The organism is Dermacoccus sp. 147Ba, from assembly GCF_004151355.1.
Taxonomy (GTDB): Bacteria; Actinomycetota; Actinomycetes; order Actinomycetales; family Dermatophilaceae; genus Dermacoccus; species Dermacoccus abyssi.
In genome coordinates this window covers 22,976-49,763 of record NZ_SEHL01000004.1, presented here as the reverse complement: position 1 = coordinate 49,763, position 26,788 = coordinate 22,976, and the positions used below count along the sequence as shown (strand labels likewise).

20 protein-coding genes are annotated in these 26,788 nt (G+C 67.7%); 16 read left to right on the top strand and 4 right to left on the bottom strand.

All coding sequences use genetic code 11. From position 1 onward, the window contains the following. Nucleotides 1–30 precede the first annotated feature (30 nt). Both EVU97_RS06525 and EVU97_RS06520 read left to right on the top strand, forming a co-directional pair. Nucleotides 31–4,959, top strand: a complete 4,929-nt coding sequence (locus EVU97_RS06525; protein ID WP_129664469.1) for an NAD-glutamate dehydrogenase — start codon at nucleotides 31–33, stop codon at nucleotides 4,957–4,959. Between the two features lie 2 nt (nucleotides 4,960–4,961). Further along, a complete protein-coding gene (locus EVU97_RS06520) occupies nucleotides 4,962–6,488 on the top strand; it encodes a sensor histidine kinase (protein ID WP_129664783.1) in 1,527 nt (508 codons plus the stop codon). 6 nt (nucleotides 6,489–6,494) lie between these two features. On the opposite strand, the gene EVU97_RS06515 is transcribed toward EVU97_RS06520, so the two are convergent. Then, nucleotides 6,495–6,743, bottom strand: a complete 249-nt coding sequence (locus tag EVU97_RS06515; protein ID WP_006943843.1) for a WhiB family transcriptional regulator — start codon at nucleotides 6,741–6,743, stop codon at nucleotides 6,495–6,497. 247 nt (nucleotides 6,744–6,990) lie between these two features. Between EVU97_RS06515 and EVU97_RS06510 the strand changes: the two genes are divergently transcribed. After that, nucleotides 6,991–7,446, top strand: coding sequence for a hypothetical protein (locus EVU97_RS06510; protein WP_129664467.1), 456 nt, complete (start codon nucleotides 6,991–6,993; stop codon nucleotides 7,444–7,446). 23 nt (nucleotides 7,447–7,469) lie between these two features. Here the strand turns inward: EVU97_RS06510 and EVU97_RS06505 are convergent, their stop codons facing one another. Continuing rightward, nucleotides 7,470–8,273: a hypothetical protein gene (locus EVU97_RS06505; protein WP_129664465.1), complete on the bottom strand. Its 804-nt coding sequence runs from the start codon at nucleotides 8,271–8,273 to the stop codon at nucleotides 7,470–7,472. Further along, nucleotides 8,270–11,653: an FtsK/SpoIIIE domain-containing protein gene (locus EVU97_RS06500; RefSeq protein WP_129664463.1), complete on the bottom strand. Its 3,384-nt coding sequence runs from the start codon at nucleotides 11,651–11,653 to the stop codon at nucleotides 8,270–8,272. The genes EVU97_RS06505 and EVU97_RS06500 overlap by 4 nt, the downstream gene beginning before the upstream one ends. A gap of 190 nt (nucleotides 11,654–11,843) precedes the next feature. Here EVU97_RS06500 and EVU97_RS06495 point away from each other — a divergent pair, with 190 nt between their 5' ends. From EVU97_RS06495 to EVU97_RS06435, 13 genes are read left to right on the top strand one after another with little or no spacing between them, the layout of a single operon-like run. Further along, nucleotides 11,844–13,070 (top strand): CpaF family protein, encoded by a 1,227-nt coding sequence (locus tag EVU97_RS06495; protein ID WP_129664461.1) that lies wholly within the window; start codon nucleotides 11,844–11,846, stop codon nucleotides 13,068–13,070. Next, nucleotides 13,067–13,939, top strand: coding sequence for a type II secretion system F family protein (locus tag EVU97_RS06490; RefSeq protein ID WP_118913690.1), 873 nt, complete (start codon nucleotides 13,067–13,069; stop codon nucleotides 13,937–13,939). The genes EVU97_RS06495 and EVU97_RS06490 overlap by 4 nt, the downstream gene beginning before the upstream one ends. Next, entirely contained in the window at nucleotides 13,936–14,826 is an 891-nt protein-coding gene (locus EVU97_RS06485; RefSeq protein WP_047311925.1) for a type II secretion system F family protein, read from the top strand. Before EVU97_RS06490 ends, EVU97_RS06485 begins: the two co-directional genes overlap by 4 nt. A gap of 50 nt (nucleotides 14,827–14,876) precedes the next feature. Continuing rightward, a complete protein-coding gene (locus tag EVU97_RS06480) occupies nucleotides 14,877–15,089 on the top strand; it encodes a hypothetical protein (protein ID WP_047311926.1) in 213 nt (70 codons plus the stop codon). After that, nucleotides 15,086–15,499 (top strand): TadE family protein, encoded by a 414-nt coding sequence (locus tag EVU97_RS06475; protein ID WP_129664459.1) that lies wholly within the window; start codon nucleotides 15,086–15,088, stop codon nucleotides 15,497–15,499. Before EVU97_RS06480 ends, EVU97_RS06475 begins: the two co-directional genes overlap by 4 nt. After that, nucleotides 15,496–15,957, top strand: coding sequence for a pilus assembly protein (locus EVU97_RS06470; RefSeq protein ID WP_118913694.1), 462 nt, complete (start codon nucleotides 15,496–15,498; stop codon nucleotides 15,955–15,957). The genes EVU97_RS06475 and EVU97_RS06470 overlap by 4 nt, the downstream gene beginning before the upstream one ends. A 38-nt stretch (nucleotides 15,958–15,995) precedes the next feature. Beyond that, on the top strand, nucleotides 15,996–16,454 hold the full coding sequence (locus tag EVU97_RS06465; RefSeq protein WP_129664457.1) for a hypothetical protein: 459 nt from the start codon (nucleotides 15,996–15,998) through the stop codon (nucleotides 16,452–16,454). Nucleotides 16,455–16,504: 50 nt separating this feature from the next. Then, nucleotides 16,505–17,617: a peptide chain release factor 2 gene (prfB, locus tag EVU97_RS06460; RefSeq protein WP_047311930.1), complete on the top strand. Its 1,113-nt coding sequence runs from the start codon at nucleotides 16,505–16,507 to the stop codon at nucleotides 17,615–17,617. Between the two features lie 35 nt (nucleotides 17,618–17,652). Next, nucleotides 17,653–18,420, top strand: coding sequence for a cell division ATP-binding protein FtsE (gene ftsE / locus EVU97_RS06455; protein ID WP_129664455.1), 768 nt, complete (start codon nucleotides 17,653–17,655; stop codon nucleotides 18,418–18,420). Then, nucleotides 18,417–19,328, top strand: coding sequence for a permease-like cell division protein FtsX (ftsX, locus tag EVU97_RS06450; RefSeq protein WP_129664453.1), 912 nt, complete (start codon nucleotides 18,417–18,419; stop codon nucleotides 19,326–19,328). Before ftsE ends, ftsX begins: the two co-directional genes overlap by 4 nt. A 5-nt stretch (nucleotides 19,329–19,333) precedes the next feature. Further along, the gene (locus EVU97_RS06445; protein ID WP_165357902.1) at nucleotides 19,334–20,563 is read left to right on the top strand and encodes a M23 family metallopeptidase; all 1,230 of its coding nucleotides are present in this window, start codon (nucleotides 19,334–19,336) and stop codon (nucleotides 20,561–20,563) included. Between the two features lie 51 nt (nucleotides 20,564–20,614). Beyond that, nucleotides 20,615–21,091, top strand: a complete 477-nt coding sequence (gene smpB / locus EVU97_RS06440; RefSeq protein WP_047311934.1) for an SsrA-binding protein SmpB — start codon at nucleotides 20,615–20,617, stop codon at nucleotides 21,089–21,091. Between the two features lie 52 nt (nucleotides 21,092–21,143). Then, nucleotides 21,144–23,009, top strand: a complete 1,866-nt coding sequence (locus EVU97_RS06435; RefSeq protein WP_165357901.1) for a DUF2207 domain-containing protein — start codon at nucleotides 21,144–21,146, stop codon at nucleotides 23,007–23,009. An 86-nt stretch (nucleotides 23,010–23,095) separates the two neighbouring features. On the opposite strand, the gene EVU97_RS06430 is transcribed toward EVU97_RS06435, so the two are convergent. After that, entirely contained in the window at nucleotides 23,096–26,476 is a 3,381-nt protein-coding gene (locus EVU97_RS06430; protein ID WP_129664447.1) for a pyruvate carboxylase, read from the bottom strand. Nucleotides 26,477–26,788: the final 312 nt, after the last annotated feature.

The following is a 26,788-nucleotide window of genomic DNA, read 5'->3' as shown; positions in this document are numbered from 1 at the left end:
TGCCGCTTCTTCGTCCTGCCAGGAGAGGTCATGTCTGTCGAGGCTTCCACGCCCGTCCTGTCCGAAGTCGCCGAACGTGTCGGTGTCACGCTCGAAGTCGCTCAGGGGGTGTTGGGCGACATTCCGGCCGCGGAGCTGGAGGGCAAATCCCTCGATCACCTCGCGTGGATCGTGCGAGGGCAGTGGAGGGCCGCGGCCGAGCGACGCCAGGGGGAGCCGGTCGTCGTCGTCGAGGAGGAACTGCCGCGCTCGCTCGTCGCGGACGCGGTGGAGCACGCGGGTGTCTCCAGCCTGACCTCGGGTGTCGTGGTTCGCGTTGTCACGGACGACACCGCTTTCGTCGTGGACTCACTCGTGGCAGCGTTCACGGCTCGAGGTGCGGGCATCGGGGATCTCGTCCACCCGCAGATGCGTGCCGTGCGTGACGATGCTGGTCGCCTCATCACGGCAACGCGAAATCGCAAGCGTCAGGGTGCGGTCCGTCTGCCCGGTCACAGCGAGGAACTTCCCGCGGGCGCGCACGAGGTCGCGGAGTCGTGGGTCTATCTCCACCTCTCGCCGGCGGGCGAGTTCGACGGCAGCCAAGACATGGTGGAGACCGTGCACAAGGTCCTTCGCGACGTGCGCCTGGCTTCCGAGGACTGGCAGAGCATGCGTGACATGGCCCTCCAGACGGCCGATGACCTCGAGAACGACCCGCCCGTGAGTGTTCCCGAGTTCGCCACGGCTGACGTGCGCCGCTTCCTGCACTGGCTGGCCGACGACAACTTCACCTTCCTCGGCTACCGGGAGTACGAGTTGGCCACCATGGACGAGGAGGACGTCCTGCGGCCCGTGGAGGGCACCGCCCTCGGCATCCTGCGCAGCGCATCGGGTTCGGCCACCGGGTTCGAGCGCATGACGCCGGAGAGCCGCGCCATGGCACGCTCCCCGCAGCTGCTCATGCTGACCAAGGCCAACTCGCGCTCACGTGTTCACCGTGATGCCTACCTCGATTACGTCGGCGTGAAGACCTTCGACGCGGAAGGCAACGTCACCGGGGAACGCCGCTTCCTCGGTCTGCACACGGCCCGCACCTACGCGGCACCGACGTCGACCGTTCCGGTCGTTGCCGAGCGGGTTGCGAAGGTCGTGCGTCGAGCCGGGCACTCGCCCGACTCCCACTCCGGACGTGACTTGCTCAACGTCCTCGAGAACTACCCGCGCGACGAACTGTTCCAGACGTCGTCCGCGCGCCTCTACGACATCGCCACCGAGGTCGTGCGCCTCCAGGAGCGCCGCCACGTCGGCGTCTTCACACGCAATGACGACTACGGGCGCTTCGTCGCCGTCATGGTGTACCTGCCGCGTGACCGGTACAACACCCGGGTGCGCGAAGCCATTGCCGAGTTCCTTCGCGAAACCTACGGCGCGCAGAACGTCGACTACACGGCTCGGGTGAGCTCCGAGGCGCTCGCCCGTATCTTCTACACGGTTCGCATGCCGCGCGGCGCCGCCATTCCCGACGTCACGCCCGAGCAGATTCGCGCTCACGTCCTGGAGACGACCAGGACGTGGACCGAGCGTGTCACGCATGCCGCGCAGACGGAGGGTGAGCTCGACGGTTCGACGGCCCGCGCTCTCGTCACGCAGTACGGCACGGGCTTCTCGACGGCCTACTCCGAGGCGTTCTCGCCACGCCAGGCGGTGGCGGACATGCAACGCCTGGAGAGGCTGGGTGACGACGACTCCGCGCTCACGCTCTACGGCACCAAGAACCTCGACACCCGCGAACGTCGGCTCAAGATCTTCCGCAACGAACCCCTCATGCTGACCGAGGTCTTCCCGATCTTCACCCACCTCGGCGTGCAGGTTTCCGACGAGCGCCCATACACGGTTCGACGCTCGGACGGTCGCACCTCGTACGTGTACGACTTCGGTCTGATCGCGGACCGCACGGCCATGTGGGGCAACACCCCGCAGGAGAGTTCGCGCCGCCGCACGAACGTGCAGGACACCGTTCTCGCGGCGTGGCGTGGGCAGGCCGAGAACGACGCCCTCAACCAGCTCGTTCTCGCTGCCGGGCTCACGTGGCGCCAGATCAGTCACCTGCGGGCCCTCGCTCGCTACATGCGCCAGATCGGCTTCTCGTTGAGCTACGAGTACGTCGTCGCGGCGCTGCTGGCCAACACCGACCTCACGTCGCTGCTCGTGCGTCTGTTCGAGGCGCGCTTCGACCCGACCCTCGACGACGCCGAGCGTGAGGCCCAGACGAAGGCGGTGCGTCAGCGCTTCTCCGACGGACTGGCCGACGTGGCGAGTCTCGACCAGGACCGCATCCTGCGCACTCTCGAGGGTGTCATCATGGCGATCGTGCGCACCAACGCGTACACCCCGCGGGTCCTTTCCGGCGAGGTCGCCGAACTCGTCTTCAAGATCCGGTGCGCCGACGTGCCCGGCATCCCCGCACCGGTTCCGATGTTCGAACTGTGGGTCTACGGCCCGAAGGTCGAGGGTGTCCACCTGCGCTTCGGTCAGGTGGCGCGCGGCGGCCTGCGGTGGAGCGACCGGTTCGAGGACTTCCGCACCGAGGTGCTCGGCCTCGTCAAGGCGCAGATGGTCAAGAACGCCGTCATCGTGCCGACCGGATCGAAGGGCGGTTTCGTCGCGAAGCAGCTCCCGGACCCGAGCGACCGCGAAGCGTGGCTCGCCGCGGGCGTCGAGGCGTACGAGGCCTTCATCAGCGGCATGCTGTCGGTCACCGACAACCGTGACGGTGACGAGGTCATCCCCCCGAAGGACGTGGTGCGTTACGACAGCGACGACCCCTACCTCGTCGTCGCGGCCGACAAGGGCACCGCGGCCTTCTCCGACAAGGCCAACGCCGTGGCTCGTCGCGCAGGCTTCTGGCTGGACGACGCGTTCGCGTCCGGAGGCTCGAACGGGTACGACCACAAGGCCATGGGCATCACCGCCCGCGGTGCGTGGGAGTCGGTCAAGCGTCACTTCCGCGAGCTCGGGCACGACACCCAGAGCGAGGACTTCACGGTGGTCGGCGTCGGCGACATGAGCGGCGACGTGTTCGGCAACGGAATGCTCCTGTCGGAGCACATCCGCCTCGTCGCGGCGTTCGACCACCGCGACATCTTCATCGACCCGAACCCGGACGCGGCCACCTCCTACGCGGAGCGCAAGCGCCTGTTCGAGCTGCCGCGTTCGTCCTGGTCGGACTACTCACGTAACCTCATCTCCGAGGGCGGCGGAGTGTTCTCGCGCTCGGCCAAGCAGGTGCGCCTCACCCCGCAGATCCGCGAGGCCCTGGGTATCGAGGGCGACGTGGAGACGATGACGCCGAACGAGCTCATGCACGCCGTGCTGCTCGCTCCGGCCGACCTCTTCTGGAACGGTGGCATCGGCACGTACATCAAGGCTTCGAGCGAGACCAGCGAGCAGATCGGCGACCGCGCCAACGACGCCATCCGTGTCGACGGGCGTGACCTGCGCGTCCGCGTCATCGGTGAGGGCGGCAACCTCGGCGTCAGCCAGCTGGGGCGTATCGAGGCAGCGCAGAACGGCGTCAGTGTCAACACCGACGCCATCGACAACTCGGCGGGCGTCGACTCGAGCGACCACGAGGTCAACATCAAGATCCTCCTCGCCGATGTCGTACGCGACGGCGGGCTGACGATGGACGAACGCAACGAGCTTCTCGCGTCGATGACCGACGAGGTTGCCCACAAGGTGCTGCGTCACAACACCGACCAGAACACGCTGCTCGGCAATGCGCGCGTCCAGGCGCCGGCGATGCTGCACGTGCACCGTCGTCTCATCGACGCCCTCGAAGCGGACGGCTTCCTCGACCGCGAGCTCGAGTTCCTGCCGAACGACGTCGAGATCGACGAGCGGATCGAGGCCGGTGAGGGCCTGACCTCGCCGGAGTTCAGCGTGCTGCTCGCCTACGCGAAGCTGCGCCTGAAGGATCAGGTCCTCGCGAGCGACGTCGTCGACGACGAGTGGTTCGTCCGTGAACTGGCCGCCTACTTCCCGGACGCTTTGCGCACCAGGTACCCCGAGGCGATCGAGGCGCACGCACTGCGTCGCGAGATCATCACGAACTCGGTCGTCAACGGCCTCGTCAACCGCGGCGGCATCACGTTCGTCCACCGCGCGAGCGAGGAGACGGGGGCCCGCCCGGAGGAGATCGTGAAGGCGTTCGTCGTGGCCCGTGAGGTCTTCGACGCGCAGAGCTTCATCGACGAGGTCGAGGCACTCGACAACGTTGTGAGCACCGACGTCCAGTCCTCTCTGCTTCTGCGTCTGCGTCGTCTGCTCGACCGAGCCACCCGCTGGTTCGTCCATCACGAGGTGGAGCACACGTCGGTGTCGGCGCTCATCGAGCGTTACGAGCCGTCCGTCAGCCGTCTCGCGCCGAAGGTTCCGGAGCTCGTCATCGGCGTGGGCCGGGAGCAGTACGAGGACACGGCGGCGGGTCTCGTGGAACAGGGCGTTCCCGAGCAGTTGGCCCGACGGGCCGCCGCCCTGCTCGATCTGTTCGTCCTGCTCGACATCACGGATCTGGCGCACGAGATCGACGCCGACGTCGAAGCCGTGGCGAGCACGTACTTCCACGGTGCGGCGCAGATCGGTCTGGGACGCATGCTCGACGCCATCGCCGAGCTGCCGCGTGACGACCGGTGGGACGCACTGGCCCGCGGTGCGGTGCGTGACGACGCCTACGCGGTGCTCACCGACCTCACACGCGACGTCATGCTCGAGGCGCCGGAGGCCGGGTCCACCGAGGAGCGCTGGAACGCCTGGGCCGAGCGGCACGCGCTCGCGGTCGAGCGCGGCCGTGCGGCGATCGCCGGCGTCGAGCGGGCCGAATCGCGTCTCGCACCGATGTCGGTCGCGCTGCGCACGCTGCGCACGCTGACGCGTGGCACCTCCGGCGACGCAGGGCAGGCCGAGCCGACCGCGTGAGCGTGACGACGACCGACATTCTCGGGTCGGCCTCGTGGAGTGACGAGGCCGACCACGAGTGGCTGCACCAGCTCGTCGGCGACTGGCAGCTGCTCGCGGATCTGTCGTTCTCCGACCTCGTGTTGTGGGTCAGCACGGACGAGGGGTGGCGTGCCGCCGCTCACGTTCGGCCCACGACCGGTGTCAGCATCTTCGCCGAGGACCTCGTCGGCGTGGCGCCCTCGCAGGAACTCGCCGCGCGGCTGACCCGCAGTTCTGTCTCCGGGCAACGGACGGCGGCCGATGAGGACGACGACGGGGAGCCTGTCACGGTCGAGACCATCCCGGTGCGACGGACGATCACCACGGTGGCCGTCCTCAGTCGACACATGATCCGTGGCAACGTCGGACGCCGCGGGCGCTTGGAGAGCCGCTACCTGGGGCTGTCGGACGCGCTGCTGACGATGGTCGCCGACGGAACCTTCCCCGACGGAGGGGGCGCTTCCAGCGGCCGTGGCGGTGCACCCCGAGTCGGTGACGGTGTCATCGCGCTCGACGAGGGCGGTCACATCACCTACGCGAGCCCGAACGCCGTCTCGGCGCTGCGGCGCCTCGGCATCGAGACGAACGCCCTCGGCCTTCGGCTCGGTACGGCGTTCGAGGAGCGAGGCGTGACGTCGGCGGAAGCCCCTGTGGAGGGCGGCGTCGTGCTTGCCGGTCGTGCGCCGTGGCACGCCGAGTTCCGCAAGGGGTCGGCCGCGCTCATGGTGCGCGCCGTGCCACTCATCGCCGAGGGGCGCCGTTTCGGGGCGGCGCTGCTGCTGCGCGACATCACCGAGCTGCGCCGCCGCGATCGCGAGCTCATCACGAAGGACGCGACGATCCGTGAGATTCACCATCGGGTGAAGAACAACCTTCAGACGGTGGCGGCCGTCCTGCGGCTGCAGGCGCGGCGCCTGCCGGACATCGAGGCACAGCGGGCGCTCGCGGATGCCGGCCGTCGCGTCGCGGTCATTGCGGCGGTCCACGAGACGTTGAGCGCGGGATTCGGCGGAGCGGTCGACTTCGACGAGGTGGCCGAGCGAGGACTCACGACCGGTGTCGACGTGGCACGGCTGCCGGACGCTCCCGTCGAGGCGCGGCTCGTCGGGACCTTCGGGGTGCTCTCGAGCGAGGACGCTACCTCGTTGGCCATGGTGCTCGGCGAGCTCGTACAGAACGCGGTGGAGCACGGCCTCGCGGAGCGCGGCGGACGGGTGACGGTGGAGGCGCGTCGTGACGGCGACGGCCTCGAGGTCAGCGTGGTGGACGACGGGTCCGGCCTCGTCGCCGGGGAAGGCGTGGCCGGGGGAGCGTCGGGTCTCGGTACTCAGATCGTGCGCACCTTCGTCCAGGACCTGCACGGAACGATCGAATGGGCTGCCGAACCGGGAGGCGGCACGAGGGCACGGTTCAGTGCACGGCTGCGTCCGCTCGATGCGTCATCGGGGGGAGGGGACGCGAAAACGGGCGGCCATCGTGATGATGGGCCGCCCGCTGGGACGCGATGAGAACGATCAGCTGGCGCGGCGCGCGCGAGCGTTGCGACGCTTGAGAGCGCGTCGCTCGTCCTCCGAAAGGCCGCCCCAGACACCGGCGTCCTGACCGGACTCCAGTGCCCACTTCAGGCACGTGTCGATGACTTCACAACGACGGCAGACGGCCTTGGCGTCTTCGATCTGCTGCAGGGCCGGGCCGGTGTTGCCGATCGGGAAGAAAAGCTCCGGGTCCTCGTCCAGGCACGCAGCGCGATTGCGCCAATCCATGTGGCATTGCTCCTTGAGTCTCCGCTGAAACCGGCGGGGTCGGTGCGAACGATGTCGGGGTGCCGACGGTCCGATGCGCTGTGCGATGCATCGAAACGATAATCGTTCGGGCGCGGGTGGGCGTTCCCTTATAGGTTCACACCTGGCCCGGCGTACGCACAAGGGGTTTCGACGAACTTTTTTGTTCGATTGTGTGAGTTTCTGATCACATGTCGGCTCGCGGAGGGTGCCACGTACAGTTTACGGCGTGACGCGAAAACCCCGTAATGCCTCAGAACTGCCCGACGAGACGCCATCCCGCACACCTGCGCGATCGAGTGACGCAGCCTGGCTCGTCAGTGCCGCCGGCACCGGCCTTGCCGCGCTCGCGATGCTCGTCATGGCGGCGATGTCGGCGTACGGCGTGATCAACGGGGAGGCCAGTACCACGACCCGCGCCCTCACGGAGGCCGCTGTTCTGGTCGTCTTGGCGGCGGGCGTGGCGTTGCTCGCGATCAACCTGCTGCGTCACAAGAGCCTGGCAAAGACCCCGACGTTGCTGTGGAACGGCATGCTCGTGCCGGTCTCGTTCAGCCTCATCAGCGGGGGAGCCAAGCTGTTCGGCGTCGCGACGCTCGTTGTTGCGGTCGTCTCGTTCGTCGCGGCGCTCACGCTGCCGCGCTTCGACCCGGACGAGGACGACCAGGCGGACGCCGTTCTCTGACGCCCGGTCGACCATGCAGCGTGTCAGGCAGAGGCCCTGCTCGACGTTGACGACGAACTGCTCGACGAACTGTTCGAGGAGGGGCTCGCGCTCGACGACTTGGTCGGCGTCTTGGCCGGCCCGCCGGCCTTCACCTTGTTGCCGAGCAGTTGGACGAGCTTGGGCACAACCGTGTCGCGGTAAGCCTTGCGGGCGCTCGCGTGGTCGTCTCCGAGTGAGGAGAACCCGATGCCGGAGAACGAGATCTGGCCCGCGGCATCACCGTTGGTGAGCAGGACGTGTGTGGTCGTGCCGTCGCTGAAGGAGTCGGCCACACCGTTCTTGCCAGGGCCGGCGAAGGTGTAGATACCGGGGTTCTTGGCGGCACGAGCCTGGTGAGCCTTCTTGTCCGCGTCCCAACCCTTCGTGACGTCGGCCTTTGTGCCGAAGCGATCGAACTCGATGACGATGCGGCTGCGGTTGTCGCTCTCCTCTCCCTTGACGGTGAGAGTGAGCGTGCCGTCCGAGAAGTCGGCCGACCGAAGACCCGGCACGATCGAGCGCAGTTCCTCGGTAGCCAGAAGGGTCGACTCCTTGGGGAGCGCGGACTTGTCGATCTTGCCCTTACCGTCGAGGCGCAACGTGATGGCACTCCCCTTGGGGGAGTTCGGGGAGGACGAGGTACTGCTCGACGAGGACGAGCTGCTCGAGGTCGAGCTGGAGGACGTGCTCGAGGTACTGCTCGGCGTCGACGTGCCGGGCGTGCTCGTCTCGGCGGCGATGGCCGGCGCGGCGATGAGGGCGCCCGTGAGCGCGACGGCGGCGGTGATCTTGCGCGTACTCGTCATGGTGACAGGGTGTCACATTCACCCGGCTCGCCCGGGGAAACGAAGTGCAGGACGTGCGCGTGCGGCAGAACGAGTCCGCGTCCGGGCGGCATGGCTGCGGGCACCTGTGCCGGACGGAGACCCGCGAGGGAGTACTCCGTTTGGTCGTTCTGACGCAGGACGATCTTCACCTCGAGGAGCGCCGCGAGCTTGGACGCGAGAACCAATCGCGCTCCCGTGATGACGAACACCCTGCCGAACTGGTGCGCGCGCTGCACGTGCCGCAACATCTCGTCCGCCGCGAGCCCGTGGTTGATGCGCATGAGGCTGTCGTTGAGGGCTTCCCAGCCGTCGACGACGATCGCGACGCGCTCTGCGACCGGGCTCGGCTCGTTGAGGGCGGTGAGCAGGCGCACGACGTCGTCCGGATCGTCAGCGGCGAAGTGGTCGTCGACGGGGAAGCTCGGGACGTCGCCGACCCACCAGGTGCGTTCGCCCGTCGACCGTCTGGCGCTCGCAATCGTCATGGCAGCGTGTGTGCGCCCGCTGCGAGGAGCCCCAGCGATGCCGATGTGTTCGGTGCCGGCTCCTGAGAGGACCGGTTGCGATTGATCGTGCGGGAGGTCGACGACGGCGATCGGCACGCTGTTTCGCGGGCGCTCGCCTGCTTGGGGGCGCGCGAGCAGGAGGTCGGGCCAGCGCACTTCACCCATGGCGAGGTGGGCAACAGGCCTGGTGTTTTCGCACAGGGGCGGGAGCACCGGGCGGCGCGGAGCAGGTAGGTGCGTGGCGGCAGCCTTGGCTTCGGCGACGAACGTTTCCAGGTCGTTCGTCGTGGAATGGCCCGCCGGCCGGCATCCGGGGCACTCGGGCTCGGCAGCAAGGGGGCCCGGTGCGCGGAGATCGACCTCGTGAACGTGGAGTGGGGGTTCGTCGGTGTGGAGCATGCGTGGCGCGCCGGTGAAGGCCGTCTGCAGCTCGACAGGGGTCGACCCGCCGTGGGCGAGGAACGCTCGCCCGGGATGCCGAGGCGAAATCGCTGCGGCGGCGGGGGAGTCGATGACGTCGATGCTGTCGGAGCGTTCGCGGACACGCAGTGCGACCCGTACGTCCAGGTTGGCGCGCATGTCTGCGGTGACGGCGCCACCGGGGCGCTGGGTGGCGAGGACGAGGTGCATGCCCAGCGACCGACCGACAGCCGCCAGCCGCACAAGGCCTGCAACGAATTCGGGCAGTTCCTCTGCGAGGACGCGGAACTCGTCGACGATGACGAAGAGACGCGGCAGCGCCGTGGCACTCTTCGGTGGGGTGGCTCGATATGCCGTGTAGGAGTTGTACCCGGCGGCAGCCAACGTGTGCTCGCGTCGTTTGATCTCCGCCTGGAGCGCGGACAGAGCCCGTTCCGCGAGGGAGTTGTCGAGGTCCGTCACGAGACCGACGACCTGGGGAGCGTCGACGAGCGGGCCGAAGGTGGCTCCGCCCTTGTAGTCGATGAGCAGTGCGGTGACGTCGCCAGGCCCGTTGAGTGTGAACAGGCCACGCAGGTAGGCGAGGAGGAACTCGGACTTGCCTGCACCCGTGGTGCCGGCCACGAGGGCGTGTGGCCCCGAACGGACGAGGTCGAGGTGGACGGGGCCGGTTGCCCCGAACCCGACCGGGACGGCGGTGGACGGTCCGGCCGCCCATGCCCGGGCGACGTCTGCAGGCAGGAGACTGTCGGCGGGCACCGTCGTCGGAATGGACGAACTCGTGCCTCGGCGTGAGGTGGTCGCCCACCGCCGCGCGAGCCTGGTCGTCGTGACGAACCACGAACTGATCGGCTCGTCGAAGGTGAATCGGTGACCGGTCGGCAGCAAGGAGGCGTTGTGGCCGTGGCGGACCGTGACGACGAGATCGGTCGGCCCGCTTGAGCCGCGCCTCTCGCGTTGCATTCCGGGCGCCGACGGTCCGACCCAGACGAGAACCCCCGAGGCCACGGGGAGCCAGCGTCTCAACGCCTCGCGTGCGCCCTCGCTGCGCGCGTCGAGGACGAAAACCGGAAGCTCGTCGCCGGTGTGACCGGGTCGGGCGGCCCGCTCTGCCAGGTCCTGTTCCGTGTCCTCGGGTAGGGCTGCTCCCACCTCGAGGCGAGCTGTGTCGCGGCACCACGTCCACCGCGCACCCTCAGCCATGTCCGTGACGACGTGGAGGCCGCAGGCGCCGGGTACGCCTTCGACGAGAAGCCGGGCGACGACGTGTTCCATGCAGGCACCCACCGAGGCGGCGTCACAGTCGAGATGGAGCAGGTCGCCAGAAGTGAGGGCCACCGCAACGGGCGCGTCGTCAAGGGTGAGGTGACGTGTGACGCCGTCATGAGTCACGGAATGGATCGACGGAGACGTTCCGTGTCCGAGACGCAGAACCAGGGGCCAGCTGCGTTCACCCGACGCGATGCCCGGCCGACGCCCCGCCGCGACGTCGGTGAGAACGTCCGGTGGCGGGAGCCGTGCGGTGCGCTCGAGGCGCTCGCGGTTCAGGAGGTCGTCGATTCGTCGCCCGGTATCCGCCTTGGATCGCGCGTACTCACGAGCGGCCGCTCGCCCTCCGAGCCGACCTCGCCGGCGGTCGTCGAGATACGTGAGGCCGATGGTCAGGGGCCCGATGAGCATGAACGCCAGCATGAGGGTGGAGTGCAGAACGACGGCCATGACGAGGGCCACCGGCACAGAAGCGAGTGCTGCCACCCACCGGAGCGGGCTGCGGGGCGGGGCCGTGGGACGTGAGGGCCACTCCAGCCGGGTGGGCGCCAGTTCGAGGCGGTTCGCCACCGGAGCGGGGATGCGCAGTGTGCCGTCCCCTCGGGCTTCCACCGCTACGGGCTCGAGCGTGGTGTCGAGCCGGATGCGCGTTCCCCCGAGGCGTAGATGTTGACCGATCCGCCACACGCAGGGCTCACCCGGATCCAATGCCCGGGCATCGAGTGAGGTTCCGTTGGAGCTGCCTTCGTCGCACACCTCGACCGAGCCGCGCCGCACGATGACGCGAGCGTGTGTTCGGGACACGAGCGGGTCGTCGGTGAGAAGCGGGTGGGCGCGGCCCAAGATGTGCTCACCCGGAGGAAGCGGGCACGAGCGTCCCTGACCCGGCCCGGCGGACACCACCAGTCGAAGCGGAGTGGGAACCGAGTTCGTGATGGTCGTGCGCTGCGGCTCGAGGGACGCGCCGTCGACGAGCGGAGGCTCGCCGAGGCGGAATCCGTCGTCGATGTCGATGTCGTCCACTCGAAGTCTCTTGCCGACGAGAGCCGGGCCGAGGTGTTCGCGCAGCGTCGTGAACTGTGTGCCCGCGGGGGCCTCGATGTCGAAGACGCGGGTGTGGGCTTGGTCGGGGTTCGCGAGCGCCAGACGCAGTTTCACCTTCATGGTGACCAGCGTGTGCCGAACCCGCGAGCCGGCAACAGAGCCAATTTCTTCCTGTGGATAACTCCGAGAAAGCGAATGGTAAGAATTTGGTAAGAATTTCGGCTAAACCCCCGCTCGGTTCCGCCGGAGCCTTTGATGGCCGCCAGGAACGAATCGACTCGACGAGCGAGTCGGCGGGAGGTGACCATCCATGGCTGTCGGTCTCATCGAGGACGAGGTCCGTGAGCAATTGCGCTCGCGTGCCGTCGATCCGAGCACCGAACCGGAGAAGGTCCGCTCGATCATTGCGGAGATCGTGTCAGCCACCGAGCTCGCTCGCGCACGAGCCGGGCTCCCGGCGCTTCCGAGTGCGAAGGACGAGGCCAAGGCCGTGTTCGACGCGGTGGCGGGTTTCGGGCCTTTGCAGCCCTATCTCGACGACCCGTCCATCGAGGAGATCTGGCTCAACGAACCGGCCCGCGTGTTCGTGGCACGCTCGGGAATCCCCGAGCTGACGAACACGATTCTCACGCCCGAACAGGTGCGCGCGCTGGTCGAACGAATGCTGCGCTCGTCCGGTCGTCGCTTGGACCTCAGCGCTCCGTTCGTCGACGCAGCTCTTCCGGACGGATCACGTCTGCACGTCGTCATCCCCGATGTCACCCGCGAGTTCTGGGCGGTGAACATTCGCAAGTTCGTCGCCACGAGTCATTCACTCGACGATCTCGTGCGTCGCGGCTCGTTACCGTCGGGGCTCGCGAAGATCCTGAGCGCATGTGTCCGCGCGGGTCTCAACGTGCTCGTTTCGGGGCAGACCCAGGCCGGCAAGACCACCATGCTCAACTGCCTGGCGAGTGCCATTCCGCCGACCGAGCGGGTCATCACCTGCGAGGAGGTCTTCGAGGTCCAACTCGCGGCGCGTGACTGGGTGGCGATGCAGTGTCGCCAACCCAACCTCGAGGGCAACGGCGAGGTCACGCTGCGCATGCTCGTCAAGGAAGCACTGCGCATGCGCCCCTCGCGTGTCGTCGTGGGGGAGGTGAGGCAGGCCGAGTCGCTCGATCTGTTGTTGGCGCTCAACAGCGGTCTGCCGGGCCTCGCCACTCTGCACGCCAACTCTGCCCGTGAAGCCCTGACGAAGCTGTGCACACTTCCGCTGTTGGCGGGCCCCAATATTTCTTCGTCGTTCGTTGTCCCGACGGTCGCCAACGCGGTTGACCTCGTCGTCCACCTCGGCCTCGATCGGCACGGGCGCCGCTCCACCCGCGAGGTGCTGCGCGTGACCGGCCGCGTCGAAGGAGACACCGTGGAGACGATCAGCCTTTACGAAGAGGGGCAGGACACCTACCCACGGCTGCTCGCGGCCTTTGACGGCGAACCCCGCTTCGCACGGGCGGGTATTGACCTGGCTGCACTGGCGCGGGAGCTGTCGTCATGACGGCGTTATTGTGCGCCGCGGCGGTCGGCACGGGTCTACTCCTCATGTGGAGTGCCTGGAGCGCGCCTCAGCCCGTGGCCCCGGTGGCGTCTCTACGCCGCTCACGTCAGTACGAGCGCGTGCGTGAGCAATTGACGCTCGCGGGATTTCGAGAGCAGGGGGTCGGAGCCGTCGTCGCGGCCTCAATGCTCAGTGCCCTCGTCGTAGGTGGCGTCGTTTTCGTCGCCACCGCAGTTCCGGCTCTGACGTTGCTCGGTGGTGCCGTAGGTCTCTACGCGCCGTGGATGTTCGTGCGTCACCGCGCCGTCGTCCATCTTCGGGCTCGGCGTGAAGCGTGGCCCGACGCTGTCGATCACGTCGCCTCCGCGGTACGCGCTGGCCTCTCCATTCCGGAAGCTCTGCGGCAACTCGCCCACCACGGTCCCGAGGTGTTGCGGGAGGACTTTGCCGCCTTCGCCCGGCACGATGCCGCGCACGGCCGCTTCGACGTGTCGCTCGACGTACTCAAGAGCTCCCTCGCGGATCCGGCCGCCGACCGGCTCATCGAGTCCTTGCGACTCGCCCGCAACGTCGGAGGATCCGACGTCGGACGTCTGCTTCGCACACTCAGCTCGTTCCTGCGCGAGGACGCCGCGACACGCACTGAGTTGGCTGCCAAACAGAGCTGGACGGTGAGTGCCGCTCGCCTGGCGCTCGCGGCGCCTTGGCTCGCTCTCGTCGTGGTCGGTTTCCGCAGTGGCGGACTCGACGCCTACCGCTCCAGCACGGGAGTGGCCGTTCTCGTGGTGGGCGGCATCGTCTCGTGGATTGCCTACCTCGCCATGCGCGCCATCGGTCGGCTGCCGACAGAGGAACGAGTCATGCGATGAGCACCTACGCAGCGTGGTGGCCGGCACTGTGCATCGGTGCCGGGCTACTGCTCATCGGTACATGGCTCGTGCGCCCGCGAACGTCACTTCTCGAGCAGCGCCTCACCGGCATTCTCACCGGTGACCGAGGTCCAGGATCACGCCGTAACGCACGAGCTCTGCTTGACTCCGTCGCTTCGGGGCTCGGGAGGGTCCTCGGAGGCGCTGACCACGTGCGCTCCCGACTCGAGCGAGCCGGGCTCGCCCCGGACGTTCAGATGTTCCGCACGAGCCAAGCGGTATGGGGCATGACCGGCTTCGCCGCCGCATGCTTCGTGTTGCTGGTGGGTGGGTCGTCTTCGCAGTCCGGGCCGGTGGGCGCTACGGCTCTCATTCTGCTTGCGACGGGGCTCGGTGTCGTGCTTCGCGACCAGGTGTTGACGCAGCAGGCGACCCGTCGCGAGGCGCGCATGCTCACCGAGTTCCCGTCCGTGGCCGACATGCTGGCGCTCGCGGTAGCGGCAGGGCAGGGGCCCCTGGGCGCCCTCGAGCACGTGACCCGCCTGTGCAGCGGCCCGCTGTCGGACGAACTGCGTCGCGCTCTCGACGAGACGCGGGCAGGAACGCCACTGGCGCGGTCGCTCACGGGGGTCGCTCGGCGAACCAACGTCATGGCGGTCAACCGCTTCATCGAGGGCGTCATCGTCGCTCTCGAGAGGGGGACCCCGCTTGCCGACGTTCTTCGGGCCCAGGCTCAGGACGCCCGTGAAGCCGCCCGCGGGGAACTCATCGAATCAGCTGGGCGCAAGGAGGTCCTCATGATGGCGCCCGTCGTCTTCCTAGTGCTGCCGATCACCATCCTCTTCGCCGTCTATCCGGGCATCGCCGCCCTGGACCTCAACCTCTGACCCCACCCTGTCGGAACTCCTCACCGACACCCCACCGGAAGGAACACACCATGTCTCATCTCGTCTCAGTCCAGCGCCGAGTCCGCCGAGCCGCCGGCAACGTCATGACACGGCTGACAGGCCAACCGGATCGCGGCGACGTGCCCGGTTGGGTGCTGGTCACCCTCATGACCGCGGGCCTCGTCACACTCCTGTGGCAGACGGCGGGGCCCCTGCTCAAGAACATGTTCACCGCCGCGATGAACAAGGTGTCCGGAGGATGAGTCGACGCCCGGAGCGTCGCGTCGCCGCGCTCTCCGGGGACGAAGGCTCGGCCGTGGCTGAGTACACGATGACGATGGCGCTCATCGTGGGCGTGTTCCTCGTCGTCTGCCAGTTCGCCTACGCCACCCACGTCCGTTCGACCCTCACCATGGCAGCAGCAGAGAGTGCCCGGTACGGCGCTCGGGTCGATGCCGGTCCCGGCGTGGCACAGGAGCGCGCCCGCGACCTCGTGTCCGATTCCCTCAGTCCGCGTTACGCAGGATCGATCTCAGCGCATCGCAGCAGTGCGGAGGGGCTCGACGTCATTCGGGTGGACATCGACGCGCCCGTTCCCGTGCTCGGGCCGTTCGGTGTCGGGCTCACGCTGCACACCAGCGGGCGCGCGATCGTCGAGGAGCGTTCCGCGTGAGCGTCGAAAGGACTGTCGGTCACGACGTCGTCGACCGCCACAGTGAAGAAGGTTCCGCTCTCATCGAAACCATCGTGGTCATCGCAGTCTTGCTCCTGCCGCTCGTGTGGGTCGCGACCGCGCTCCTGCGTGTGGAAGCGGCCTCGTACGCGGCACGTCAGGCCGCTCGCGAAGCGGCGCGCACCTACGTCACGTCATCCTCCAGCGCGGCAGGTGCTGCCCGCGCGAACACAGCAGCTCGGATCGCCTACGCCGACCAAGACGTGCCGGTCGGATCGACGGCCGTGACATGCACCCTCAGCCCTTGCCTGACGCCGGGTGCCTCGGTGCGGGCTTCCTCGCGAGCGACGGTGACGTTGCCGTTCGTGCCGAAGTGGCTCGCCGGGGCCGCGAACCTTCAGGTCACCGTGTCGTCGTCCCACGAACAGAAGGTCGAACAGTACGGGGGCCAACGATGACCCGTTTCCGCGCGCCATGGATGTGCTTGCGAGCGTTGTTGAGTCGCCGCACCAAGGCTGTTGTGGCCGACGAGACCGGAGGTATCGGCTTGCTCGGTCTCGGTCTCAGCGTGTGCGTGTGCATGCTGCTCGTCGGGGGAGTGAGCGTGGCATCCGCGCAGATGGCTCGCCTCGACGTGCTCGATGCAGCCGACCACGCAAGCGCAGCGGCCGCTGACCGCATCTCCCTGGCCGGCGCCTATACCGAGGGAGTCGACAACGCCACGCTCGATGCCGACGCGGCCTCGGCGGAGGCGGCACGCATCGTCGCGTCCACACCCTTGCCCAAGCACGTCACGTCGTGGCGCGTCAGAGGCGTCGAGGTCGTCGGCGAGCAGGTCACTGTTCGAGTACGCGCCGTCGTGCGTCCGCCGGTCGTCGGATCGGCCATGGCGGCTCTCGGTGAACCCATGACCGTGGACGTCGTCTCACGTGCTGACGCCCATCTGGAGCGGTGAACAATCGGTTGGTTGGGGAGTCGGGCGTCATAACGGATACCCTGGAAAGCGTGGCTGTCGACTTTCCTACCGAAATCAAGAACCTGCGCTCGACCATGGCGTCCGTGCGCGAGGTGCTCGACCTCGAGAAGCTGAAGAAGCAGATCGCCGACCTCGAGGAGCAGTCTGCCGCCCCCGACCTGTGGGACGACGTCGAATCGGCCCAGAAGATCACCTCCGCCCTGTCTCGCGCGAACGCCGAGAAGGACCGCGTCGAGAACATGGACGCCGCGATCGACGACCTCGAGACCCTCGTCGAGATGGGTACCGAGGAGAACGACGCTGACACGATGGCCGAAGCCGAGCGCGAGCTCACGAAGCTGACGAAGGCCGTCGGCGAACTCGAGGTTCGCACCCTGCTCAACGGCGAGTTCGACGAGCGCGAGGCCGTCGTCACCATCCGCGCCGGCGCCGGTGGCGTCGACGCCGCCGACTTCGCCGAGATGCTCATGCGCATGTACCTGCGCTGGGCCGAGCGTCACGGCTACCCGACGAAGGTCATGGACACCTCCTACGCCGAAGAGGCCGGTCTCAAGTCGGCCACGTTCGAAGTCAACGTGCCCTACGCCTTCGGGAATCTCTCGGTCGAGGCCGGCACTCACCGCCTCGTGCGCATCTCGCCGTTCGACAACCAGGGCCGCCGCCAGACGTCGTTCGCGGCCGTCGAGGTCGTGCCGCTCATCGAGACCACCGACACGATCGAGATCCCGGAGAACGAGCTCAAGGTCGACGTCTTCCGCTCGTCGGGCCCCGGCGGTCAGAGCGTCAACACGACCGACTCGGCCGTGCGCATGACGCACATCCCCACCGGCACGGTCGTCTCGATGCAGAACGAGAAGAGCCAGATCCAGAACCGTGCCGCCGCGCTGCGCGTCATGCAGTCGCGCCTGCTGCTCATCAAGAAGCAGGAGGAAGCCGCGCAGAAGAAGGAACTGGCCGGTGACGTCAAGGCCAGCTGGGGTGACCAGATGCGCTCCTACGTCCTGCACCCCTACCAGATGGTCAAGGACTTGCGCACCGAGCACGAGGTCGGCAACACGAGCGCCGTCTTCGACGGCGACATCGACGGCTTCGTCGAAGCAGGCATCCGCTGGAAGCGTGCTGCGGACCGCGACGACGACTGACCTCACCGACGGGACCGAGAGCGCTCCACACCACGATGATCCGATTCGACGACGTCTCCCTGACGTACGACAAGAACCAAGCCCCGGCGCTGGAGCACGTCAGCTTCAACATCGCGCGCGGTGAGTTCGTCTTCCTCGTCGGCGCCTCCGGTTCCGGCAAGAGTTCGCTCATGCGCCTCATGACGCACGAGGTCGCGCCCACCGACGGCGAGATCCACGTCGCCGGGCGCGAACTGCGCAACATGCCGCGACGCAAGGTCCCGAGCCTGCGACGCGACATCGGTGTCGTCTTCCAGGATTTCCGTCTCCTCGAGAACAAGACGGTCGAGGAGAACGTGGCCTTCGTCCTCGAGATCCTCGGACGTCGACGCGGCGCCATCCGCCGGGCCGTGCCCGAGTCGCTCGAACTCGTCGGGCTGGCGGAGAAGGCCAAGCGCTTCCCGCACGAGCTCTCCGGCGGTGAGCAGCAGCGAGTGGCGATCGCCCGCGCCGTCGTCAAGCAGCCCGCCATCCTGCTCGCCGACGAGCCCACCGGAAACCTCGACCCCGCGAACTCGGACGACGTCGTCGGGGTGCTCGATCGCATCAACCGCACGTCGACCACGCTCGTCATGGCCACGCACGACAACAGCCTCGTCGACCGCCTGCAGCGTCGCGTGCTCGAGATGAAGGACGGCCGCCTCGTGCGCGACTCCACCGGTGGTTACCGAGCTGAAGCCCTCGAACCGGACCTGGGTGAACTCAGTACGCGCAGCGCCTACCGCGCGGCGCACGGATCCCATCGTCTGGAGGAGACGCCGTGAGACTTCGTTTCCTCACCTCCGAGGTGTGGCAGGGCGTTCGACGCAACACCTCGATGATCGCGTCCGTCGTGCTCGTCTCGATGGTCTCGCTGTTCTTCGTCGGTTCCGGCCTGCTCGCCCAGCGTCAGGTGGACCAGGCCAAGGGCGACTGGTACGAGAAGGTCCACGCCTTCGTCTTCCTGTGTACCGACTCGGACACGAACGTCGCGTCGTGTGCCGGGGGAGAGGCGAGTACAGACCAGACCGAGGCGGTCAAGAGCAACCTCGACAACCTGCGCCCACTCGTGACGAAGGTCGACTACAAGACGAGCGAACAAGCCATCGCGATGTTCCGCGAGCAGTACAAGGACTCGCCGTACGTCAGCAGCGTCGACGCGAAGTCGATGCCGGCGTTCTACGAGGTTCGCCTGTCGGATCCGCAGCGCTTCGACGAGATCGCGAGTGGATTCCAGGGCATGCCCGGCGTCGCGCACGTGAGCAACCTGCATCAGGTGCTCGCGCCGTTCTTCTCCTTCCTCAACATGCTCGGTGTGGGTTCGGCGATCATCGCCGGTCTCATGGTGGTCTGTTCCATCCTGCTCATGGTCACGACCATCCGGCAGGTCGCGTTCACCCGCCGCCGCCAGGTCGGCATCATGCGACTCGTCGGTGCCTCGAGCGCCACCATCTATCTGCCGTTCGTCGCGGAGGTCCTCATCGCCTCCCTCGCCGGTGCGGTGCTCGCGTCCGGCCTGTTGTGGGCGATGGTGCACTTCGGCGTGAGTGGGCTCGCGAGTTCGGGCGGCGGCTTCGTCAATCTCATCGGTGACAGCGACGTCCTCGTCGTCGTCCCCTGGCTCTTCCTGGGAGCCTTCGTCCTCGCTGTCTCTACGTCATGGGTGACGCTGCGTCGTTATCTCAAGGTCTGATGAACGTGGGTGCACTCTCCTCGCGACGCTCTCGCGCGGCTGCCTCGATGGCCGTCGTCGCGGCCCTGACGCTGGGCGCCGGCTCGGCGGCATTCGGCGACGACGTCGACGACAAGATCAAGGCGAGCAAGTCCGAGATCGACGACCTGTCGAAGGAACTGACGGCCGCGGACGCGAAGCTCAAGAAGACCGACGCCGCGGTCGCCGCCGCTCACAAGAAGGTCACGACGGCACGGTCCAAACTGACGAGCGCGCAGCAGAAGCAGACCGACGCCAAATCCGATTACGACCTTGCGAAGGCCGACGAGGACGCGTCACTCAAGGCGCTCGCCCGCAACCGCACCGATCAGGCGGCCGCTCGGACGCAGGTCGGTGGTCTCGCGCGCAACGCCTTCGAGTCCGGTGGCTTGGGTGACCTCACCTTCACCGTCCAGGTGCTCACCTCGAAGACCGACGTCACGGGCTCCATGGCGCTCGCCGACATCGTCATGCGACGCCAGCAGGGCGTCATCACGAACCTCAAGAGTTCCGCGGCCGCCGGGCAGAGCGAAGCCGCGCGTCTTGCCGAGGTCCGCCGCAAGGCGAGCCTGACGAAGACGAAGCAGGACGCCGCCGTGGCTGCCGCGTCCGCGGCCAAGAAGCAGGCCGACACCGCCGAATCTGACCTCAAGACGGTCCAGGCGACGCAACAGAGCGACCGAGCGTCACTGGCCAAGGAGAAGAAGAAGGAAGAGGCGAAGCTCGCGGCCCTCGAGGCGGAGAGCAACCGACTCAAGAACATCACCTCGACGAGCGACAACCTCGACCCGAGCGTCACGAAGCTGACGAACGAAGGCGGCTTCCTCGCCGCACCCGGACCGGCGTCCTCGATCGTGTCGCCGTACGGCTATCGGTTCCACCCGGTGCTGCGGATCCAGAAGCTGCACGAGGGCGACGACTACCCGTTCGCCTGTGGCACCCCCGTGTACGCGTCGGGTGACGGCACCGTCATCGAAGCGAACTACAACGGGATCTCGGGCAACCACGTCTACATCAGCCACGGAACCGTCAACGGCGTACAGCTCACCACGGCGTACATGCACTTCACGAGCCTTCGCGTCAGTGCCGGGCAGAAGGTCAAGAAGGGCCAGCAGATCGGTGTATCCGGCATGACCGGGCGCGTCACCGGATGCCACCTCCACTTCGAGACCCGAGAAAATGGTGTCGCGGTCAACCCACGCAAGTGGGTAGGGTGACGCGCTGACGGGCGCAGTACGGGACGAACACGAGACGAGGAGGTGAGCCGCATGCCCAAGGAGAAGGGCACGAAGGTCATCGCGAACAACAAGAAGGCGCGCCACGACTTCCACATCGAGGACACGGTCGAGGCCGGCCTCTCCCTCATGGGCACCGAGGTGAAGAGCCTGCGCATGGGTCGGGCCTCGCTCGTCGACGGCTACGTCCTCGAACGTGACGGTGAGATGTGGCTCGAGAACGTCCACATCCCCGAGTACATGCAGGGCACGTGGACCAACCACTCGGCGCGTCGGCGGCGCAAGCTGCTCCTGCACAAGGCCGAGATCATCAAGTTGGCCGACAAGGCGCAGTCGAAGGGCTACACGATCGTGCCCTTGTCGCTGTACTTCAAGGACGGGCGCGCCAAGGTCGAGATCGCACTGGCCAAGGGCAAGCAGCTGCACGACAAGCGTCAGACGCTGCGCGAGCGTCAGGACAACCTCGAGGCCCAGCGCGAGATGCAGATCCGCCTCAAGCGCGGCGGGTGACCCGTTCGCCCCTTCGCTCATGCCCCTTCCTCGCTCATGGCAAGGTAGGGGCATGAGCCGTTTCTCGGGGATGTTGACGACGTTGGCCGCCGCCTCGACGCTCGTCGGGGTGAGCGTCCTGCCGGGGGCGCAGGCGGCAGTGGCCGCCGGCAACGAGAACATGCGCATCAGCGCGTACGACATCGACTACGACCTCAAGCGTGACGGCGCCGTCGACGTCACGGAGAACATCACGGTCCGCTTCGACGACAACTCTCACCACGGGCTCGACCGGTTCATCATTACGGCGCAGGGCTACAACGACGAGAAGCACCGTGTGTACCCGCTGACGAACGTCAAGGTCACCTCCAGCACAGGTGCGCCCTCGGACGTCGAGAAGTCGGCCGACGGGGGAGCGACGCGACTGCGCATCGGCGACGCCGACCGCACTGTCAGCGGGGTGCAGAAGTACACGATCACCTACCGCCTCGGCGGCGTCGTCAACAAGCAGCCGAACGGCTCCACCGAGTTCTACATCAACGCCATCGGCCAGCAATGGGGCATTCCGATCGACAAGGCGAACGTCACCCTCAAGGGCCCCGCCGCCGTCAACGACGCGAAGTGCTTCTACGGCGCGAAGGGCTCCAAGCAGACGTGCCAGGCCACGAGCGGCGAGCAGGCCAGCTTCTCCGCGCGCTCCGTGGGCAACGGCGAGGGCATGTCCATCGTGTCCGCCATGCCGACGAGCGCCTTCACGAACACCGCGCCGATTCTCGAGGACGGCTCTGCGGTGGAGGCCTACGGTTCGGGTGGTCCGTTCTCCCAGAGCACGCGCAAGAACCTCAACCTCGTCGGCGGCGCAGGCACCGTGGGCGTGGCGGGCCTTGCCGGCGCCTGGATGCTCGCGCGGCGGCGCAAGACCGGCGATCAGCGCTTCGGTGGGGTGACGCCCGGTGAACTGCCCGCCGACGGACAGCGCTACGACGTCGTGCGTGGCCCGGAGCCGGAGGTCGCCGTCCGTTTCGACCCGCCGCGGGACACGACGCCCGGGCTCATGGGCACCATCATCGACCGCAGCGCGGACAACCGTGACGTCGCCGGCACGATCGTGGATCTGTCCGTGCGTGGCTACCTCACGATGACCGATCTCGGCGACAAGGACTGGCTTCTCACCGCCCAGAACCCGCCCGGCGGTGATTCGCTCCTGCCGTACGAGGCCACGTTGCTCAACGCCGTCTTCGCCGGCGGCACGGAGGTGAAGCTCTCGGATCTGCGCAACGAGTTCTCTGGCCACCTCGCCGAGGCCAAGGAGGGGATGTACCGCGAGACGCTCGAACGCGGGTGGTTCGACGAGTCGCCGGCCACCTCCCGCGCGAAGGCGATGGGACTCGTCGTCGGTTTCTTCGCACTAGCACTCGTCTCGTTCTTCGTGGCCAGTGCGCTCAACCTCAACGGTTTCCTCTTCGGTGCGGGCTTCGCCGCTGCGGGCGTTTTCGCGCTGTTCCTCTCGCGCAGTGCGGGTGCGCGAACTCCCGTGGGTTCTGCCGTCTACGACCAGTCACGCGGGTTCGAGCTGTACCTCAAGACCGCCGAGGCGAAGCAGTTCAAGTTCGAGGAAGCCGAGCAGATCTTCAGCCGCTACATGCCGTACGCCGTCGTGCTCGGGCTCGCGGAGCGCTGGGCCAAGGTCTTCGGTGAAGTGGCCGAGGCCGCTGCAGCTCAGGGCTATCCGTTGGCGATGCCGTACTGGTACATCCCGTACGGCGGCTACGGAGGTTTCAGCGGCTTCGACGATCTCGGTTCGGGCCTCGACTCCTTCGGCGAGGCCGCCTCGGCGGCTCTCAGTTCGACGCCCGGCTCCAGCGGGGGCAGCGGCTTCTCCGGCGGCGGAGGCTTCTCCGGTGGTGGTGTGAGCGGCGGCGGTGGCGGCGGCTGGTGACGTAGCCGACCGACCCGCCCCAGTGCATGACGAAGGGGTGACCATCGAATCCGATGGTCACCCCTTCGTCATGCACTGTTCGGTCGTCACTCCAGGACGAGGACGAGGTCACCGCCTTCGACCTGCGTCTCGTGCTTGAGCGCCACGCGCTTCACCGTTCCGGCGACGGGCGCCGTGATGGACGCCTCCATCTTCATGGCCTCGATCGTGGCGATGGTGTCGCCCGCCTCCACCTCGTCGCCCTCGGAGACCGTGACCGACACCATGCCCGCGAACGGCGCCGGCACGTGGCCCGAGTTCTTCGGGTCGGCCTTCTCCACCGCGTCGACGTCGACCTTGACCGACTCGTCGCGCACCTGAACGGGACGGAGCTGACCGTTGACGGTGGCCAGCACCGTGCGCATGCCCCGTTCGTCAGGTTCGGAGACGGACACCACGGACAGCAGGATGCGCTTGCCGGGTTCGAGGTCGACCTCGTGCTCCTGGCCCGGCGCGAGGCCGTGGAGGAACTCCTTCGTCGAAAGCACCGACAGGTCGCTGTAGAGCTCGCGGGCGCGCACGAAGTCGCTCGTCGGGCCGGGGAAGAGAAGACGGTTGAGCGTCGAGCGCGGATCGCGAGCAAGCTCCTGCTCGTCCTCCTCGGACAGCTCTTCGACGCTCGGGCGCACCGTGCGGCCCTCGAGCGCCTTGGTGCGGAACGGCTCCGGCCAGCCGCCGGGCGGGTCGCCCAACTCGCCGCCGAGGAAGCCGATGACCGAGTCGGGGATGTCGTAGTTGCGCGGGTTCTCCTCGAAGTCCTTGGGGTCCGCGTCGGCGCTCACGAGCGCGAGCGCGAGGTCACCGACGACCTTCGAACTCGGGGTGACCTTGACGACGTTGCCGAGGATGTCGTTCGCCGCGGCGTACATGTCCTCGATCGCCTCGAACCGGTCGCCCAGACCGAGCGCGATGGCCTGCTGACGCAGGTTGGACAGCTGACCGCCGGGGATCTCGTGCTTGTAGACGCGGCCTGTCGGAGCGGGCAGGCCGGACTCGAACGGCTTGTAGAGCGTGCGCACGGCCTCCCAGTACGGCTCCAGATCGCACACGTTCTGCAGATCGAGGCCGGTGGCACGCTCGGTGCCGTCCGTGGCCGCGACGAATGCGGACATCGAGGGCTGGCTCGTCGTGCCTGACATCGAGGCACTTGCGACATCGACGGCGTCGACGCCGGCGTCAACGGCCGCGAGCAGTGTGGCGAGCTGACCTCCTGGCGTGTCGTGCGTGTGCAGGTGCACCGGCAGGTCGAAGCGCTCACGCAGTGCCGTGACGAGCGTGCGAGCGGCAGGCGCGCGCAGCAGCCCGGCCATGTCCTTGATCGCGAGAACGTGCGCGCCCGCGGCGACGATGCGCTCGGCGAGCTCGAGGTAGTAATCGAGCGTGTAGAGCTTCTCGCTCGGTGAGGTGAGGTCACCCGTGTAGCACAGGGCGACCTCCGCGACCGACGTTCCGGTGGCGCGCACGGCCTCAATGGCGGGACGCATCTGCTCGACGTCGTTGAGTGCGTCGAAGATGCGGAAAATGTCGACGCCGGTGCGCGCGGCTTCCTGGACGAAGGCGTCCGTCACCTTCGTCGGGTAGGGCGTGTAGCCGACGGTGTTGCGTCCGCGAAGCAGCATCTGCAGCGGAACGTTCGGCATCGTCTCGCGCAGCTTGGCGAGGCGCTCCCACGGGTCCTCCGACAGGAAGCGCAGGGCAACGTCGTACGTGGCGCCGCCCCAGGCCTCCATGGAGAGCAGTTCCGGCGTCATGCGAGCGACGTAGGGGGCGACGTGGACGAGGTCGCGGGTGCGGATGCGTGTGGCCAGGAGTGACTGGTGCGCGTCACGCATCGTCGTCTCGGTGACGGCGACCGCCGTCTGCTCACGCAGTTGGCGGGCGAACTCATCGGGGCCGGCTGTGAGAAGGCGGTCGCGCGTGCCCGGGGGCACCGGGGTGGTGACGTCGAATCTCGGCAGCTTCTCGCGGGCCGTGACGGTGAGCGCCGAACGCTCGCCGTACGGCTTGTTCACCGTGGTCTCGGCGAGGTAGGTGAGCAGCTTCGTGCCGCGGTCGCCCGGCGTGCGCGCGTTGAGCAGGTCGGGGCGCTGTTCGATGAACGACGTCGTGACGTGTCCTGTGATGAAGGCGGGGTCGTCGAGCAGGGCCTGGAGGAAGGGGATGTTCGTACTCACGCCGCGGACGCGGAACTCGGCGAGGGCGCGACGGGCCCGACGCACCGCGGTTGCGAAGTCGCGACCGCGGCACGTGAGTTTGACGAGCATCGAGTCGAAGTGGGCGCTCACCTCGGCGCCCATGTGGATCGTGCCGCCGTCGAGTCGGACGCCGGAGCCACCCGCCGAACGGTAGGCGGTGATGGTGCCGGTGTCGGGGCGGAAGCCGTTGGCCGGGTCCTCGGTCGTGATGCGGCACTGGAGGGCGGCTCCACGCAGGTGAATGTCCTCCTGGCGCAGGCCCAGGTCGTCGAGGGTGTCGCCGGAGGCAATCCGCATCTGGGCGGCAACGAGGTCGACGTCCGTGACCTCCTCGGTGACCGTGTGCTCGACCTGGATGCGCGGGTTCATCTCGATGAAGACGTAACGTCCGCTCGGGTCGAGGAGGAACTCCACCGTGCCCGCGCACGAGTAGTCGATTTCCTTAGCGAACGCGACGGCGTCGGCGCACATGCGTTCGCGCAGTTCGGGGGAGAGGTTGGGCGCCGGTGCCATCTCGACGACCTTCTGGTGGCGTCGCTGCACCGAGCAGTCGCGCTCGAAGAGGTGGACGACATCGCCGGACTGATCGGCGAGCACCTGCACTTCGATGTGACGTGGGTCGACAACGGCTTCCTCGATGAAACACGTTGCGTCGCCGAAGGCGGACTCGGCCTCGCGCATCGCGGCCTCGAGGTTCTCGCGCAGTGCTTCGGGCTTCTCGACGCGGCGCATACCTCGTCCGCCGCCGCCGGCGACGGCCTTGACGAAGACCGGGTACCCGAGTTCGTCGGCTCCGCGCACGAGTTCGTCGATGTCGGACGACGGTGGCACGCTGCGCAGCGTCGGCAGGCCGGCGCGCTTGGCGGCCGCGATGGCGGTGGCCTTGTTGCCGGTCATGTGCAGCACGTCCGGGTGCGGGCCGATGAACGTGATGCCGGCGTCGGCGCACGCCTCGGCGAGCAGTGGGTTCTCGGAGAGGAATCCGTACCCCGGGTAGACAGCATCGGCGCCCGATTCGCGCGCGACGCGGACGATCTCGTCGACATCGAGGTAAGCGCGCACGGGGTGGCCGACCTCGCCGATCTGGTAGGCCTCGTCGGCCTTGAGGCGGTGCTCGCTGCCACGGTCCTCGTGCGGGAACACAGCGACGGTGCTCGCACCGAGTTCGGTGGCGGCGCGGAACGCACGGACGGCGATCTCGCCTCGGTTGGCCACCAGGACCTTGCGGAACATCAGTAGTCTCCGTTCACGGGGATGTCGGACGGATCAACCCTACCGGCCGGGCACATCGCGTCTGCCCTGAATCTGCGCGCAATACCGACCAATACTGAACACATGCGCACAGCGCCTCACGCCCATGCGAAGGGCGCTCGCGGTCTGCCGCAGAGGTGCACTCCCGCCGCGGGCGGAGCGCGGGTCCCCAATCGCGGACAACGACGCTGCGCTGCTGTTCACCCTCGAGCTGTGAACCCAGGCGTGTGCGTCATTTGCGAGCCGGAGCCGGCGCTGCGGAATGAAGTCGCGACGTCGCTCGTTGATGGCTAC

What these genes read in the sequence shown, in the direction of transcription:
- EVU97_RS06525 (WP_129664469.1), top strand. Translation starts at nt 31, where the DNA reads ATGTCTGTCGAGGCTTCCACGCCCGTCCTGTCCGAAGTCGCCGAACGT.
- EVU97_RS06515 (WP_006943843.1), bottom strand. Translation starts at nt 6,743, where the DNA reads ATGGATTGGCGCAATCGCGCTGCGTGCCTGGACGAGGACCCGGAGCTT.
- EVU97_RS06505 (WP_129664465.1), bottom strand. Translation starts at nt 8,273, where the DNA reads ATGACGAGTACGCGCAAGATCACCGCCGCCGTCGCGCTCACGGGCGCC.
- EVU97_RS06500 (WP_129664463.1), bottom strand. Translation starts at nt 11,653, where the DNA reads ATGAAGGTGAAACTGCGTCTGGCGCTCGCGAACCCCGACCAAGCCCAC.
- EVU97_RS06495 (WP_129664461.1), top strand. Translation starts at nt 11,844, where the DNA reads ATGGCTGTCGGTCTCATCGAGGACGAGGTCCGTGAGCAATTGCGCTCG.
- EVU97_RS06490 (WP_118913690.1), top strand. Translation starts at nt 13,067, where the DNA reads ATGACGGCGTTATTGTGCGCCGCGGCGGTCGGCACGGGTCTACTCCTC.
- EVU97_RS06485 (WP_047311925.1), top strand. Translation starts at nt 13,936, where the DNA reads ATGAGCACCTACGCAGCGTGGTGGCCGGCACTGTGCATCGGTGCCGGG.
- EVU97_RS06480 (WP_047311926.1), top strand. Translation starts at nt 14,877, where the DNA reads ATGTCTCATCTCGTCTCAGTCCAGCGCCGAGTCCGCCGAGCCGCCGGC.
- EVU97_RS06475 (WP_129664459.1), top strand. Translation starts at nt 15,086, where the DNA reads ATGAGTCGACGCCCGGAGCGTCGCGTCGCCGCGCTCTCCGGGGACGAA.
- ftsE (WP_129664455.1), top strand. Translation starts at nt 17,653, where the DNA reads ATGATCCGATTCGACGACGTCTCCCTGACGTACGACAAGAACCAAGCC.
- smpB (WP_047311934.1), top strand. Translation starts at nt 20,615, where the DNA reads ATGCCCAAGGAGAAGGGCACGAAGGTCATCGCGAACAACAAGAAGGCG.
- EVU97_RS06435 (WP_165357901.1), top strand. Translation starts at nt 21,144, where the DNA reads ATGAGCCGTTTCTCGGGGATGTTGACGACGTTGGCCGCCGCCTCGACG.
- EVU97_RS06430 (WP_129664447.1), bottom strand. Translation starts at nt 26,476, where the DNA reads ATGTTCCGCAAGGTCCTGGTGGCCAACCGAGGCGAGATCGCCGTCCGT.